The sequence below is a fragment of the Pseudomonas paraeruginosa genome (assembly GCF_003025345.2).
GTDB lineage: Bacteria > Pseudomonadota > Gammaproteobacteria > Pseudomonadales > Pseudomonadaceae > Pseudomonas > Pseudomonas paraeruginosa.
This window is the reverse complement of the sequence record NZ_CP020560.1, coordinates 5,715,059-5,727,536: the sequence shown is the minus strand read 5'-3', so window position 1 is coordinate 5,727,536 and position 12,478 is coordinate 5,715,059. Positions and strand designations below refer to the sequence as shown.

At 67.9% G+C, this 12,478-nt stretch carries 13 protein-coding genes and 1 other RNA gene; 8 read left to right on the top strand and 6 right to left on the bottom strand.

The annotated features are described in order from the left end of the window. Nucleotide 1 precedes the first annotated feature (1 nt). The gene (locus B7D75_RS27100; protein WP_003150166.1) at nucleotides 2-1,126 is read left to right on the top strand and encodes an ABC transporter permease; all 1,125 of its coding nucleotides are present in this window, start codon (nucleotides 2-4) and stop codon (nucleotides 1,124-1,126) included. A gap of 9 nt (nucleotides 1,127-1,135) precedes the next feature. Here the strand turns inward: B7D75_RS27100 and B7D75_RS27095 are convergent, their stop codons facing one another. The 5 genes from B7D75_RS27095 to B7D75_RS27075 form a co-directional block, all read right to left on the bottom strand. Continuing rightward, nucleotides 1,136-1,594: an EVE domain-containing protein gene (locus B7D75_RS27095; protein WP_012077848.1), complete on the bottom strand. Its 459-nt coding sequence runs from the start codon at nucleotides 1,592-1,594 to the stop codon at nucleotides 1,136-1,138. A 365-nt stretch (nucleotides 1,595-1,959) separates the two neighbouring features. Beyond that, the gene (locus B7D75_RS27090; RefSeq protein ID WP_034079780.1) at nucleotides 1,960-2,571 is read right to left on the bottom strand and encodes a 5-formyltetrahydrofolate cyclo-ligase; all 612 of its coding nucleotides are present in this window, start codon (nucleotides 2,569-2,571) and stop codon (nucleotides 1,960-1,962) included. A 9-nt stretch (nucleotides 2,572-2,580) separates the two neighbouring features. Next, a non-coding RNA gene (ssrS, locus tag B7D75_RS27085) (6S RNA) lies at nucleotides 2,581-2,759 on the bottom strand. 33 nt (nucleotides 2,760-2,792) lie between these two features. Beyond that, complete coding sequence (locus B7D75_RS27080) at nucleotides 2,793-3,107, bottom strand: cell division protein ZapA (RefSeq protein WP_003150162.1); 315 nt, start codon at nucleotides 3,105-3,107, stop codon at nucleotides 2,793-2,795. Beyond that, nucleotides 3,104-3,313, bottom strand: a complete 210-nt coding sequence (locus B7D75_RS27075; protein ID WP_003096314.1) for a TIGR02449 family protein — start codon at nucleotides 3,311-3,313, stop codon at nucleotides 3,104-3,106. The genes B7D75_RS27080 and B7D75_RS27075 overlap by 4 nt, the downstream gene beginning before the upstream one ends. Before the next feature lie 187 nt (nucleotides 3,314-3,500). On the opposite strand from B7D75_RS27075, the gene B7D75_RS27070 reads away from it, so the two are divergent. Genes B7D75_RS27070 through B7D75_RS27050 form a run of 5 tightly spaced genes read left to right on the top strand, consistent with a single transcriptional unit; the run spans nucleotide 3,501 to nucleotide 8,322 of the window. Beyond that, nucleotides 3,501-4,055, top strand: coding sequence for a YecA/YgfB family protein (locus B7D75_RS27070; RefSeq protein ID WP_012077847.1), 555 nt, complete (start codon nucleotides 3,501-3,503; stop codon nucleotides 4,053-4,055). Between the two features lie 9 nt (nucleotides 4,056-4,064). Further along, the gene (pepP, locus tag B7D75_RS27065; protein WP_003158101.1) at nucleotides 4,065-5,399 is read left to right on the top strand and encodes a Xaa-Pro aminopeptidase; all 1,335 of its coding nucleotides are present in this window, start codon (nucleotides 4,065-4,067) and stop codon (nucleotides 5,397-5,399) included. Nucleotides 5,400-5,406: 7 nt separating this feature from the next. Beyond that, the gene (ubiH, locus tag B7D75_RS27060; protein WP_053817909.1) at nucleotides 5,407-6,591 is read left to right on the top strand and encodes a 2-octaprenyl-6-methoxyphenyl hydroxylase; all 1,185 of its coding nucleotides are present in this window, start codon (nucleotides 5,407-5,409) and stop codon (nucleotides 6,589-6,591) included. 4 nt (nucleotides 6,592-6,595) lie between these two features. After that, complete coding sequence (locus B7D75_RS27055) at nucleotides 6,596-7,078, top strand: hotdog fold domain-containing protein (protein ID WP_033997565.1); 483 nt, start codon at nucleotides 6,596-6,598, stop codon at nucleotides 7,076-7,078. Nucleotides 7,079-7,104: 26 nt separating this feature from the next. Then, complete coding sequence (locus tag B7D75_RS27050; protein ID WP_033997578.1) at nucleotides 7,105-8,322, top strand: 2-octaprenyl-3-methyl-6-methoxy-1,4-benzoquinol hydroxylase; 1,218 nt, start codon at nucleotides 7,105-7,107, stop codon at nucleotides 8,320-8,322. Nucleotides 8,323-8,347: 25 nt separating this feature from the next. Here B7D75_RS27050 and B7D75_RS27045 read toward each other — a convergent pair whose 3' ends face one another. Next, nucleotides 8,348-9,169, bottom strand: coding sequence for a hypothetical protein (locus tag B7D75_RS27045; RefSeq protein WP_012077843.1), 822 nt, complete (start codon nucleotides 9,167-9,169; stop codon nucleotides 8,348-8,350). Nucleotides 9,170-9,662: 493 nt separating this feature from the next. On the opposite strand from B7D75_RS27045, the gene B7D75_RS27035 reads away from it, so the two are divergent. Together B7D75_RS27035 and B7D75_RS27030 are read left to right on the top strand one after the other, a co-directional pair. Beyond that, nucleotides 9,663-10,661: an extracellular solute-binding protein gene (locus tag B7D75_RS27035; RefSeq protein ID WP_034079775.1), complete on the top strand. Its 999-nt coding sequence runs from the start codon at nucleotides 9,663-9,665 to the stop codon at nucleotides 10,659-10,661. A 67-nt stretch (nucleotides 10,662-10,728) separates the two neighbouring features. After that, a complete protein-coding gene (locus tag B7D75_RS27030; RefSeq protein WP_034079774.1) occupies nucleotides 10,729-12,357 on the top strand; it encodes an ABC transporter permease in 1,629 nt (542 codons plus the stop codon). Nucleotides 12,358-12,478 lie beyond the last annotated feature (121 nt).

The following is a 12,478-nucleotide window of genomic DNA, read 5'->3' as shown; positions in this document are numbered from 1 at the left end:
AGTGCGCAGCCTGGCCAACATCTTCAACCTGGGCATCAAGGAATTCCGCAGCCTCGGTCGCGACTATGCGATGCTGGCGCTGATCGTCTGGGCCTTCAGCCTGGGCGTCTACAGTTCCGCCACCGGCATTCCGGAGACTCTTCACCACGCGCCGATAGCGGTGGTCGACGAGGACCGCTCGCAACTCTCGTCACGCATCGTCAATGCCTTCCAGCCACCGTACTTCCGCCCGCCGGAAATGATCGACCATGCCGGGATGGACCGCGGCATGGACGTCGGGCTCTATACCTTCACCCTGGATATCCCGCCGGATTTCCAGCGTGACGTGCTGGCCGGGCGCAAGCCGTCGATCCAGGTCAACGTCGATGCCACCCAGACCGGTCAGGCGTTTTCCGGCGCGGGCTACATCCAGAACATCGTCGCCACCGAGGTACGCGAGTTCGTCAGCCGCTACCGGGCGGAGCCGAGCATGCCGGCGCAGATCGAGGTGCGCATGGCGTTCAACCCGAACCTGACCCAGGCCTGGTTCGGCGGGGTGATGGAAGTGATCAACCAGATCACCATGCTGTCGATCATCCTCACCGGCGCCGCGCTGATCCGCGAGCGCGAGCACGGCACCATCGAGCACCTGCTGGTGATGCCGCTGTCGGCCTTCGAGATCATGATGGCCAAGGTCTGGTCGATGGGACTGGTGGTGCTGGTGGCGGCCGGGCTGTCCCTGCAGTGGGTGGTGCGCGGCTGGCTGGACGTGCCGATCAGCGGCTCGGTGGGGCTGTTCCTGCTCGGCGCCGGGCTGCACCTGTTCGCCACCACCTCGATGGGCATCTTCCTTGGCACGGTGGCGCGCTCGATGCCGCAGCTCGGCTTGCTGACCATCCTCGTGCTGCTGCCGCTGAACATCCTCTCGGGTGGCACCACGCCGCGAGAGAGCATGCCGGAACTGGTGCAGCACATCATGCTGGCGGCGCCGACCACGCACTTCGTCAGCCTGGCCCAGGCGATCCTGTTCCGCGGCGCCGGCTTCGACATCGTCTGGCCGCAGTTCGCCGGCATCGTGGCGATCGGCTCGGCATTCTTCTTCGGCGCGCTCTGGCGGTTCCGCCGGACCATCTCGCAGATGGCCTGAGCGATGGGCTCAGCGCTTGCCCAGCGGGAGGATCGCCTGCCACTCCTCGGCGCTCACCGGCATCACCGACAGGCGGCTGCCTTTCTGCACCAGGGCCAGGTTGGCGAGGGCCTCCTGGGCTTTCAGCCGGGCCAGCGGCACGACTTCGGCGAAGGCCTCGACGAAGCTGACGTCACGGGCGCTCCAGGGATTCTTCTCGGCGCTGGCCTTGGGGTCGTGGTAGGGACTGGCGGGATCCAGGGCGGTGGGGTCGGGATAGGCCTCGCCTTCGATGCGCGCGATGCCGGCGATGCCTGGCTGCGGGCAACTGGAGTGATAGAAGAAGAACAGGTCGCCAGGGTTCATGCTGCGCATGAAATTGCGTGCCTGATAGTTGCGCACGCCATCCCAGCGGGCGGTTCCGAGACGTTTCAGGTCGAGGATCGAGAGTTCGTCCGGCTCGGATTTCATCAGCCAGTAGGCAGGCATGAACTTTGCTCCTTTTTCGTAGATGTACGTAGGAAACGTCTGCGCGTGACCACCGGTCGCCGGTGCAATTGCGTATGACTCCAGCTTATCGGAAAATGCCGTTTTTCAGCGGGGCAGGTGCTCAGGCGATAAGATAATCGCAAGGACCGGCCTCGAAAATTGCCTGGAAGGGGGAGGCAATCGATGAAGCGCAAGCCAGACTTGCTGTGGGTTTTGGTCATCATCTTCGGACTTGGGGTCGTCACCACCGGTTATACCCAGAGCCTCTGGGAGCGACAGGCCAGTACGCCCGCCCAGGTGACGCAACAGCCGTAAGACTCGCCGGGTATCGCATGGAACGCGGTACCCAGGGTTCTCCCTCCTTCCTAGCGTTTCCCCGCCACGTACCAGCCCGCATCGGTCACCGTTCCCGCCAGGGGAATGTCCCAACTGGCCAGTGCCAGTCGATCCACTTTCTGGCATTCGTGCGCCAGGCCGATAAGCGTCGGTTTGTGACCTTTTTTGCGCCTCGCCAGGTAGGCCAGGCTGCGGTCGTAGAAGCCGCCGCCCATGCCCAGGCGCCCGCCCTGTTCGTCGAACCCCACCAGCGGCAGCAGTACCAGGTCCAGCGCCCAGGCCTTGCGCTGGCGGCCGGCGTCGGCCAGCGGTTCGCTGATGCGGAAGCGGTTGCGGGTCCAGCGTTCGCCGCTGCCGACCCGCTGGAACACCATGCGCGTCCGCGGCCAGGGCGCGAGGACCGGCAGGTAGGTGGCCTTGCCGCGCTTCTGCGCCGCACGCAGCAGCGGGCGCGGATCGATCTCGCCATCGTTGGGCAGGTACAGGGCGATATGGCGGGCACGGCGGAAAAGGGGATGCTGCGCCAGTTGCCGGTAGAGGGCGCGGGCGGCGAGGCGTTGCTGCAGGGGGGAGAGCGCGCGGCGCGCCTGGCGGAGCTTGCGGCGCAGGGCCGGGCGGCTGAGGTCTTGCGATTCGATCATGTGGAAAGGTAGCTCCCCGGTCGTGCCGCTGTCGGGTTAGCCCTTGAACCCGAAAGTTCAAGGTGGCGGTTGCAGTAGACCTTAAGGCTTTCCGTCGTGCGGACATGCACACCGGCCCAACTGGCAACCTCCGTTGTTGCAGTTATCGGCTCAGGGACATCACCGACTGGCCAACACACCAGGGAGCGGAGGCCAGTATACCCGAATTGGCCGGGTCCGGGTCAGGCTTCACTGGCATCCGACGGATTCGCCAGGGCGCGGTCGACGCGATCGAGCAGCTCGCGCACGCGCTCGCGGGTCGAGCTGCTTTCCTGGTCCAGGCGCTCCTTGCGGTGCAGCAGGTCGTGGGTGATGTTGAGGGCGGCCATCACGGCGACCCGGTCGGCGCCGATGACCTTGCCGCTGGAGCGGATCTCGCGCATCTTGCCGTCCAGGTAGCGGGCGGCGCTTTCCAGGTTGGCGCGCTCGTCGTCGGGGCAATTGATGCAGTATTCCTTGTCGAGAATCTGCACGGTGAGGGTATTCGACTGGCTCATGTGTCCTGCTCCAAGGCTTTCAGACGCAAAATCATCGCTTCGACCTTGTGTCTCGCCATTTCGTTCTTTTCGATCAGATGAGCGCGCTCTTCGCGCCAGGACTTTTCGTTCGCCCGCAGCAGCCGGTTCTCCGCCTTGAGCTGTTCCAGCTTCTGGAGCAGCTGGTCGAACTTGGCCGTCAACAGTTGCAGATCGGCGTCTTCCATGGGCTCTCGCTTGGGAATGGGGTGATTGGACAACTATATAGGATCGCCCCCGGTCGGGGCCAATGCCCCGGGCGGAGCGGCGCGCCGGCAACCGGTCGCATGGTCTTGCCGGGCCGGGCGGTGCTAGGATAACCATCTTCATTTCACGTGTAGCGCCCCAATGGCGCCCAGCCGTCAGGGTCCCCAGATGTCCACTCAGAATTCCGCCTACAGCGCCTTTTCCTCCCTCCTCGCCGAGGCGGCCCTGCCGGTCTCGCCGGCCGAACTGCATGGCCACCTACTCGGCCGGGTCTGCGCCGGCGCCGGCTTCGACGAGGCCGCCTGGCAACACGCCGCCGCCGAGCTGCTCGGCGGCGCGCCGGGCGAGCGACTCGAGGCCGCGCTGTCCGGCCTGCTCGGCATGGTGCGGCAGGACTTTTCCGCCGGCGAGGTCGCCGTGGTCCTGCTCCTGCCCGACGACGAGACTCCGCTCGCCCAGCGTACCGAGGCGCTTGGCCAGTGGTGCCAGGGTTTTCTCGCCGGTTTCGGCCTGACTGCCCGCGAGGGCAGCCTGACCGGCGAGGCCGAGGAAGTGCTGCAGGACATGGCCGCCATCGCCCAGGTCCAGGGCCAGCTGGAAGACAGCGAGGACGGCGAGACGGACTATATGGAAGTCATGGAATACCTGCGGGTCGCTCCGCTGCTGCTGTTCGCCGAATGCGGCAAGCCGCTGGAGCCCGCTCCCAAGCCTTCACTGCACTGAGGTTTCTGCATGATCCGTATCCCCAGGTCGGAGTACGCCCGTCGGCGCAAGGCGCTGATGGCGCAGATGGAACCCAACAGCATCGCCATCCTGCCGGCGGCGCCGATGTATATCCGCAACCGCGACGTCGAGCACGTCTACCGCCAGGACAGCGATTTCCAGTACCTCACCGGCTTCCCCGAGCCGGAGGCGGTGATGGCGCTGATTCCCGGCCGCGCCCACGGCGAGTACGTGCTGTTCTGCCGCGAGCGGGATCCGGAGCGTGAGCTCTGGGACGGCCTGCGCGCCGGCCAGGACGGCGCGATCAGCCAGTACGGCGCGGACGACGCCTTCCCCATCGGCGACATCGACGACATCCTGCCCGGCCTGATCGAAGGTCGCGACCGGGTCTACTATGCCCTTGGCGCCAACCCCGACTTCGATCGCCGGCTGATGGACTGGATCAACGTGATCCGCTCCAAGGCCCGCCAGGGCGCGCAGCCGCCGAACGAGTTCGTCGCGCTCGACCATCTGCTGCACGACCAGCGCCTGTACAAGAGCGCCAATGAAGTGAAGGTCATGCGCTATGCCGCCGAGGTCTCGGCCCAGGCGCACATCCGGGCGATGGAAGCCTGCCGGCCGGGGCTGTTCGAGTACCACCTGGAAGCCGAGCTGGAATACGAGTTCCGCAAGGGCGGGGCGAAGATGCCGGCCTACGGCTCGATCGTCGCCGCCGGGCGCAACGCCTGCATCCTGCACTACCGCGAGAACGACGCGGCGATCAAGGACGGCGACCTGATCCTGATCGACGCCGGTTGCGAGATCGACTGCTACGCCAGCGACATCACCCGCACCTTCCCCGCCAATGGCCGCTTCAGTCCCGAGCAGAAGGCGATCTACGAACTGGTGCTGGAAGCCAACATGGCGGCGTTCGACTTCATCGCCCCCGGCCGCCACTGGAACGAGGCCCACGAGGCCACCGTGCGGGTCATCACCGCCGGTCTGGTGCGCCTGGGCCTGCTGCAGGGCGACGTCGACGAGCTGATCGCCCGCGAGGCCTACAAGGCCTTCTACATGCACCGCGCCGGCCACTGGCTGGGGATGGACGTGCACGACGTCGGCGAGTACCGCGTCGGCGGCGAATGGCGGGTGCTCGAACCGGGCATGGCGATGACCGTCGAGCCGGGCATCTACATCGCCCCGGACAACACCTCGGTGGCGAAGAAATGGCGCGGTATCGGCGTACGCATCGAGGACGACGTGGTGGTCACCCGCAATGGCTGCGAAGTGCTGACCAACGGCGTACCCAAGACCGTCGCCGGGATCGAGGCGCTGATGGCCGCGGCGAAGAGCGAGGCGGCCTGAGGTGACCATGAGCAAGGCCAACCTGGCGATCATCGGCGGCGGCCTGGTCGGCGCGTCGCTGGCCCTGGCCCTGCAGGCCGGCGCCCGCGAGCGTGGCTGGTCGATCGTGCTGATCGAACCCTTCGCGCCCGGCAATGCCTACCAGCCCAGCTACGACGCCCGTTCCTCGGCGCTGTCCTATGGCAGCCGGCAGATCTACGAGCGCCTCGGCCTGTGGCCGGCGATCGCCGAGCGCGCCGAGCCGATCCTGCATATCCATGTTTCCGACCGCGGCCGCTTCGGCGCCACCCGCCTGACCGCCATCGAGGAAGGCGTGCCGGCGCTGGGCTACGTGGTGGAGAACGCCTGGCTCGGCCAGTGCCTGTGGAAGGCGCTCGACCCCGAGGTGGTGCGCTGGCACTGCCCGGCCGAAGTGAAGACCCTGGAAGCCCGGGAGGGCGGTTACCGGCTTACCCTCGACGACGAGACGCAACTCGATTGCGAGCTGGCGATCCTCGCCGATGGCGGCCGTTCCGGGCTGCGCGAACAACTCGGCATCGCCGTGGAGCAGACGCCGTACCGGCAGACCGCGCTGATCGCCAACGTATCGCCCTCCGAGGCGCACCTCGGGCAGGCCTTCGAGCGTTTCACCCCGAGCGGGCCGATGGCCCTGCTGCCGTTGCCGGAGAATCGTTGCGCGCTGATCTGGACCCGCCCCGGCAAGGACGCCGAGCGCCTGCGCGGCCTCGACGACGCGGCCTTCCTCGGCGAGCTGCAGGCGGCCTTCGGCTACCGCCTCGGCGCTTTCCGCCAGGTCGGCGCACGACACTGCTACCCCTTGCACCTGGTCGAGGCCCGCGAGCAGGTGCGCCCGCACCTGGTGGTGCTGGGCAACGCCGCGCACAGCCTGCACCCGATCGCCGGCCAGGGTTTCAACCTGTCGCTGCGCGACACCCTGGCGCTGGTCGATGCCCTGCTTCACGACGACGCGGCGCTGGGCGACTTCGCCGTGCTGCAGCGCTACCTCGACGGGCAGCGCCTGGACCAGCAGCTCACCGTCGGCTTCTCCGACCGGGTGACCCGGCTGTTCTCCAACGACCGCGCGCTGCTCGGCGCCGGGCGCAACCTCGGCCTGCTCGGGCTCGACCTGCTGCCGCCGGCCAAGCGCTGGTTCGCCCGCCAGGCCATGGGTCTCGGCGCGCGGCCGCTGTAGCGCCATGCCCGTCTGGACGTCGGCGCGCAAGGCCCGCCTGCTGCGCCTCGCCATGAACCTCTACCCGCCCTTCCTGGGGGCGGGCATTCGCGTGCGCCATATCGCCAGCGACTTCCGCGAGGTGCGGGTGCGCATGGGCCTGAACCGGCTCAATCGCAACTACGTGGGCACCCAGTTCGGCGGCAGCCTCTACTCGATGACCGATCCGTTCTTCATGCTGATGCTGATGGAGAACCTCGGCGCCGACTACATCGTCTGGGACAAGGCCGCCAACATCGAATTCGTCAGCCCGGGCAAGGGACCGGTGCATGCGCACTTCAGCATCGACCAGGCGCTGCTCGACGAGGTCCGCGAACGGACCGCGGGCGGCGAGAAGTACCTGCCCCGCTTGCACGCCGAGGTGCGCGACGATGCCGGCACCCTGGTGGCGCGGGTGCAGAAAACCCTGTACGTGCGGCTCAAGCCGCGCGTGCGGAACGCGGCCTGAGGAGGCCTCCAGTGGAGAACGAGGATATGCACGCGGATCTGGTCATCGTCGGCGCCGGCATGGTCGGCAGCGCCCTGGCCCTGGCGCTGGAGGGCAGCGGCCTGGAGGTGCTGCTGGTGGATGGCGGCTCGCTCGACGTGGCGCCGTTCGAGCCGGAAGCGCCCTACGAGCCGAGGGTCAGCGCGTTGTCCGAAGCCAGCCGGCGGATCCTCCAGCGCCTGCACGCCTGGGACGGCGTCGTCGCGCGCCGCGCCGAACCCTATCGCGAGATGCAGGTGTGGGACGGCTCCGGCACCGGCCAGATCGGCTTCAGCGCCGCCAGCGTGCATGCCGAGGTGCTCGGCCATATCGTCGAGAACCGGGTGGTCCAGGACGCCCTGCTGGAACGCCTGCACGATTCCACTACCGGCCTGCTGGCCAACGCGCGCCTGGAACAGATGCGCCATTCCGGCGACGACTGGCTGCTGACCCTGGCCGACGGTCGCCAGCTGCGCGCGCCGCTGGTGGTCGCTGCCGACGGCGCCAACTCGGCGGTGCGCCGCCTGGCCGGCTGCGCCACCCGCGAATGGGACTACCTGCACCACGCCATCGTCACCAGCGTGCGCTGCGAGAAGGCGCACCGAGCCACCGCCTGGCAGCGCTTCACCGACGACGGTCCGCTGGCCTTCCTGCCGCTGCCGGACCGCGGCGACGAACACTGGTGTTCGATCGTCTGGTCGACCACCCCGGAGCAGGCAGAACGCCTGATGGCGCTGGACGAGGATGGCTTCCGCGCCGCCCTCGGCGACGCCTTCGAACAGCGCCTGGGTGCCATCCTGCAGGCCGACCGGCGCCTGTGCATCCCGTTGCGCCAGCGTCACGCCAAGCGCTATGTGGAGCCAGGGCTGGCGCTGGTCGGCGACGCCGCGCACACCATTCACCCGCTGGCCGGGCAGGGCGTCAACCTGGGGTTTCTCGACGCGGCGGTGCTGTCCGAGGTCCTGCTGCACGCGCTGGAGCGCGGCGAGCGCCTCGCCGACGAGCGCGTGTTGAGCCGCTTCGAGCGACGGCGGATGCCACACAACCTGGGCATGATGACGGCGATGGAGGGCTTCGAGCGGCTGTTCCAGGCCGACCAACTGCCGCTGCGCTGGCTGCGCAACGCCGGCCTGCGCCTGGTCGACGGCCATCACGAGGCCAAGGCGCTGTTCGTTCGCCAGGCGCTTGGCCTGAGCGGCGATCTGCCGGCGTTGGCGCGGGTCTGACGGCGCACGGCAGAGGCTCCGCTTCTCAGAACAGCGCCGCGCAGTCGCGCATGACCTGCGCCTTGTTGCGCAGGTAGAGACCGAACAGGTTGCGCGCGGCGTCTTCGTCCACCTCGATCTCCATTGCCTCGACGAAGGCGTTCACCGCCGCGGTGGCGTGGGCGAAGTGATCGCTCTCGGTGCCGCCGGTATGCACCGTGACCCAGGCCACGGTGGCGCGGGCGCGTTCGGCGGGCACGCCCATGTCGCGGCTGAACCATTCCTTGTACAGCGGATGGATGTACTCCACCTCGCCGTGGGTATAGACCTCGTGTACCAGAGTGGTCAGCAGGCCCTGCATCAGGTCGCGCTCGCGCAGGCGCTGGCGGTCGGTCCAGTCCTTGAAAGCCTGCGCCGAGGGCAGGCAGTTCTCGCGCAGCAGCCACTGGTCGTCGCCGCACAGGGTGGTGGCCATGGTATAGAAGAGATCGGCGTGTACCGTGTTGCCGAGCGCGCCGAGGTCTTCGTCGGTGATCCGCTGCAGGCTGCCGCAGGCGCGGTAGAGCTGGTCGGCCGCCGTCGAGCCCTGTTCCGAACGGGCCAGCAGGGTGAGGCGGTTGGCCAGCCCGGACACGCTGGCCGCCGAGTTGTTGGTCTTCGACCAGCTGGCGAAGAACTTGCGCAGCGGGCCGACCGCCTGGCGCCGGGCGGTGACCCGGGCGAAGGCGTCCTCGATGTCCAGCAGCGCTCCCTCCTCGTCCCAGAAGGCCTTGAACAGCGCGTGGCGCAGGGTGCCGGCGGGCATGTCGTTGAGCACCGGCTCGATGACGCCGAGCAGCCGGCTGTGGGGTGTGATGACGTGGTTCATGGCTAACCTCCTGTCGGTTCTTGTTGTTCTTGCGATGGCTTGCTTTCTTTACTTGCGTGGCCCGCAGGGGCCGGCGGTTGGTGGCGGCGACGGCCCAGCCGCGGCGGGTGGCTAGCAGCGCCAGGAGGACCACCGCGTAGACCGAGTCGTTCTGCGCGGTGCCGAGGCCGTACGGCGGACCGCTGAGATGGATGCCGATATGGATGAACATGGCGACCTGGGAAAAGAGGACACAGAACCCCACCGCGTACGATGACAGCAGCGGAATCCGGAACAGGTCACGGGATACTAGAGGGCGTTGCCCGTCCATGGACGCCTCCCTGCCAGAATTGGCAGGCAGCGCCACGCGGATGGCGAAGGCGACGAGCAGGGTCAGCACGGCGAGTATCCTGAACGCCATGCGTGGCGAAATACCCCGACACATTTAGCCGCACGGATTCGCAAGCGAGATTTCTTATCATTCGTGCCTGTTTCCGCTGACGAGGCTGTCTTCATGCAGGCAAGCAAAGCTCTACTCGCCGCCCTGGCCCTGGGCATCACCGGCCTGGCCCAGGCCGCCGACGAGGTGGTGGTGTACTCCTCGCGCATCGACGAGCTGATCAAGCCGGTGTTCGATGCCTACACCAGCAAGACCGGCGTGAAGGTCAGGTTCATCACCGACAAGGAAGCGCCGCTGATGGCGCGGATCAAGGCCGAAGGCGCGAACACCCCGGCCGACCTGCTGCTCACCGTGGACGCCGGCAACCTCTGGCAGGCCGAGCAGATGGGCCTGCTGCAGCCGTTCAAGTCAGCCACCATCGAAGGCAACATTCCTCCGCAGTACCGCTCCAGCACCGACAGCTGGACCGGCCTGTCGCTGCGCGCGCGGACCATCGTCTACTCCACCGAGCGGGTCAAGCCGGAAGAACTGAGCACCTACGAGGCCCTCGCCGACAAGCAATGGGAAGGCCGCCTGTGCCTGCGCACGGCGAAGAAGGTCTACAACCAGTCGCTGACCGGGACCCTGATCGAGACCCACGGCGCGCAGAAGACCGAGGAAATCCTCCAGGGCTGGGTGAACAACCTGGCCACCGACGTGTTCGCCGACGACAACGCGGTGATCCAGGCGGTGGACGCCGGCCAGTGCGACGTCGGCATCGTCAACACCTACTACTACGGGCGCCTGCACAAGCAGAACCCGAACCTGCGGGTCAAGCTGTTCTGGCCGAACCAGGCCGACCGCGGTGTCCACGTCAACCTGTCGGGCATCGGCCTGACCCGCCACGCACCGCATCCCGAGGCGGCCAAGGCGCTGGTGGAATGGATGACCGGGCCCGACGCCCAGGCGCTGTTCGCCGGGATCAACCAGGAATTCCCGGCCAACCCGCAGGTCGCGCCGTCAGCCGAAGTCGCCAGTTGGGGCAGCTTCAAGGCCGACAGCATCCCGGTGGAAGTCGCCGGCAAGCGCCAGGCCGAGGCGATTCGCATGATGGACCGCGCCGGCTGGAACTGACCGCCGGCTATACTCGGCGCCCCGGCTCGTCCGAGCGGGGCGTCGTTCGTTCCGCACCGAGGATTTCGTGGCCCATCCCGCTCCCCGCCGCTGGTACCCCATCACCTTCACCGTTGCCGCGCTGGTGCTGCTTCCGCTCAGCGTGCTGCTGCTGAGCTGGCTGGAGATCGACCGGGAAATCTGGAGCCACCTGTGGGATACCCAGTTGCCGCGCCTGCTCGGCAACACCCTGACCCTGGTGCTCGGCGTCGGCGTCGGCGTGACCCTGCTCGGCGTCAGCCTGGCATGGCTCACCAGTCTCTGCGAGTTCCCCGGGCGACGCTGGCTGGACTGGGCGCTGATGCTGCCCTTCGCGATCCCGGCCTATGTGCTGGCGTTCGTCTTCGTCGGCCTGCTGGACTTCGCCGGGCCGGTGCAGAGCCTACTGCGCGAATGGTTCGGCAGCGGCCTGCGGCTGCCGCGGGTGCGTTCCACCGGCGGGGTGATCCTGGTCCTGGTGCTGGTGTTCTATCCCTACGTCTACCTGCTCGCGCGCAGCGCCTTCATCGCCCAGGGCAAGGGCCTGATGGAAGCGGCGCGGGTGCTCGGCCTGTCGCCGTGGCAGGCGTTCCTGCGGGTCGCCCTGCCGATGGCGCGCCCGGCCATCGGCGCTGGCCTGGCGCTGGCGGTGATGGAGACCCTGGCCGACTTCGGCGCGGTCTCGGTATTCAACTTCGACACCTTCACCACCGCCATCTACAAGACCTGGTACGGCTTCTACAGCCTTTCCAGCGCCGCCCAGCTGGCCAGCCTGCTGTTGCTCGGGGTATGCCTGGTGCTGCTCGGCGAACGCCGCACGCGGGGCAAGGCCAGGGCCGCCAGCGAGCGGCCACGCGGCGCGCCGTTGTACCGCCTGCGCGGTGCCAGGGCGCTGGCGGCGAGCGCCTGGTGCGGGCTGGTATTCCTCTGCGCCTTCGTCATTCCAGTGGCGCAACTGGCGGTCTGGTTCTGGCGCCAGGGCCGCTTCGATCTCGACGAGCGCTACTGGGACCTGATCGGCCACACCCTGGCGCTGGGCGCCGGCGCCGCCCTGGCCACGGTCGCCGTGGCCCTGCTGCTGGCCTTCGCCGTGCGCCTGGCGCCGACCCGCGGCATCCGCGGCGCGGTAGGGCTGGGCAATCTCGGTTACGCGCTGCCGGGCTCGGTCCTGGCGGTTTCGATCATGCTGGCCTTCAGCTGGCTGGACAATCACTGGGTAATCCCGCTTTCCACCGTCTTCGGCGGCGCCGGCAAGCCACTGCTGCTGGGCAGTCTGTTCGCCCTGCTGCTGGCCTATCTGATCCGTTTCATGGCGGTGGCCTACGGGCCGCTGGAAAGCGGCCTGGCGCGGATCCGCCCGTCGTTGCCGGAAGCCTCGCGCAGCCTCGGCGTGGGCGGTCCGCTGCTGTTCCTGCGGGTCTACCTGCCGTTGCTGCTGCCGGCCTCGTTGAGCGCCGCGCTGCTGGTCTTCGTCGATGTGCTCAAGGAGATGCCGGCGACCCTGCTGATGCGTCCCTTCGGCTGGGATACCCTGGCCGTGCGGATCTTCGAGATGACCAGCGAGGGCGAATGGGCGCGCGCCTCGCTGCCGGCCCTGACCCTGGTGCTGGTCGGCCTGCTACCGGTGGTCGGGTTGATTCGCCGCTCCGCCCACCACTCCGATCGCCGAGCCCAGTAACCATGCAGGTCGTAGGGTCTATGGAAGGATCCTGGCTTGCGCCACTGGTGTCCTGCCTCGGGGCTTGCGGCTACAATGCGCGCGATTTCGTGCCGGCGGTTCCCGCCGACGGCACCCGCTA

Excerpts from the sequence above, each read along its gene's own strand:
- B7D75_RS27035 (WP_034079775.1), top strand. The coding sequence starts at position 9,663 with ATGCAGGCAAGCAAAGCTCTACTCGCCGCCCTGGCCCTGGGCATCACC.
- B7D75_RS27095 (WP_012077848.1), bottom strand. The coding sequence starts at position 1,594 with ATGCCTGCCTACTGGCTGATGAAATCCGAGCCGGACGAACTCTCGATC.
- B7D75_RS27080 (WP_003150162.1), bottom strand. The coding sequence starts at position 3,107 with ATGAGCCAGTCGAATACCCTCACCGTGCAGATTCTCGACAAGGAATAC.
- B7D75_RS27075 (WP_003096314.1), bottom strand. The coding sequence starts at position 3,313 with ATGGAAGACGCCGATCTGCAACTGTTGACGGCCAAGTTCGACCAGCTG.
- B7D75_RS27070 (WP_012077847.1), top strand. The coding sequence starts at position 3,501 with ATGTCCACTCAGAATTCCGCCTACAGCGCCTTTTCCTCCCTCCTCGCC.
- pepP (WP_003158101.1), top strand. The coding sequence starts at position 4,065 with ATGATCCGTATCCCCAGGTCGGAGTACGCCCGTCGGCGCAAGGCGCTG.
- ubiH (WP_053817909.1), top strand. The coding sequence starts at position 5,407 with ATGAGCAAGGCCAACCTGGCGATCATCGGCGGCGGCCTGGTCGGCGCG.
- B7D75_RS27055 (WP_033997565.1), top strand. The coding sequence starts at position 6,596 with ATGCCCGTCTGGACGTCGGCGCGCAAGGCCCGCCTGCTGCGCCTCGCC.
- B7D75_RS27090 (WP_034079780.1), bottom strand. The coding sequence starts at position 2,571 with ATGATCGAATCGCAAGACCTCAGCCGCCCGGCCCTGCGCCGCAAGCTC.
- B7D75_RS27050 (WP_033997578.1), top strand. The coding sequence starts at position 7,105 with ATGCACGCGGATCTGGTCATCGTCGGCGCCGGCATGGTCGGCAGCGCC.
- B7D75_RS27045 (WP_012077843.1), bottom strand. The coding sequence starts at position 9,169 with ATGAACCACGTCATCACACCCCACAGCCGGCTGCTCGGCGTCATCGAG.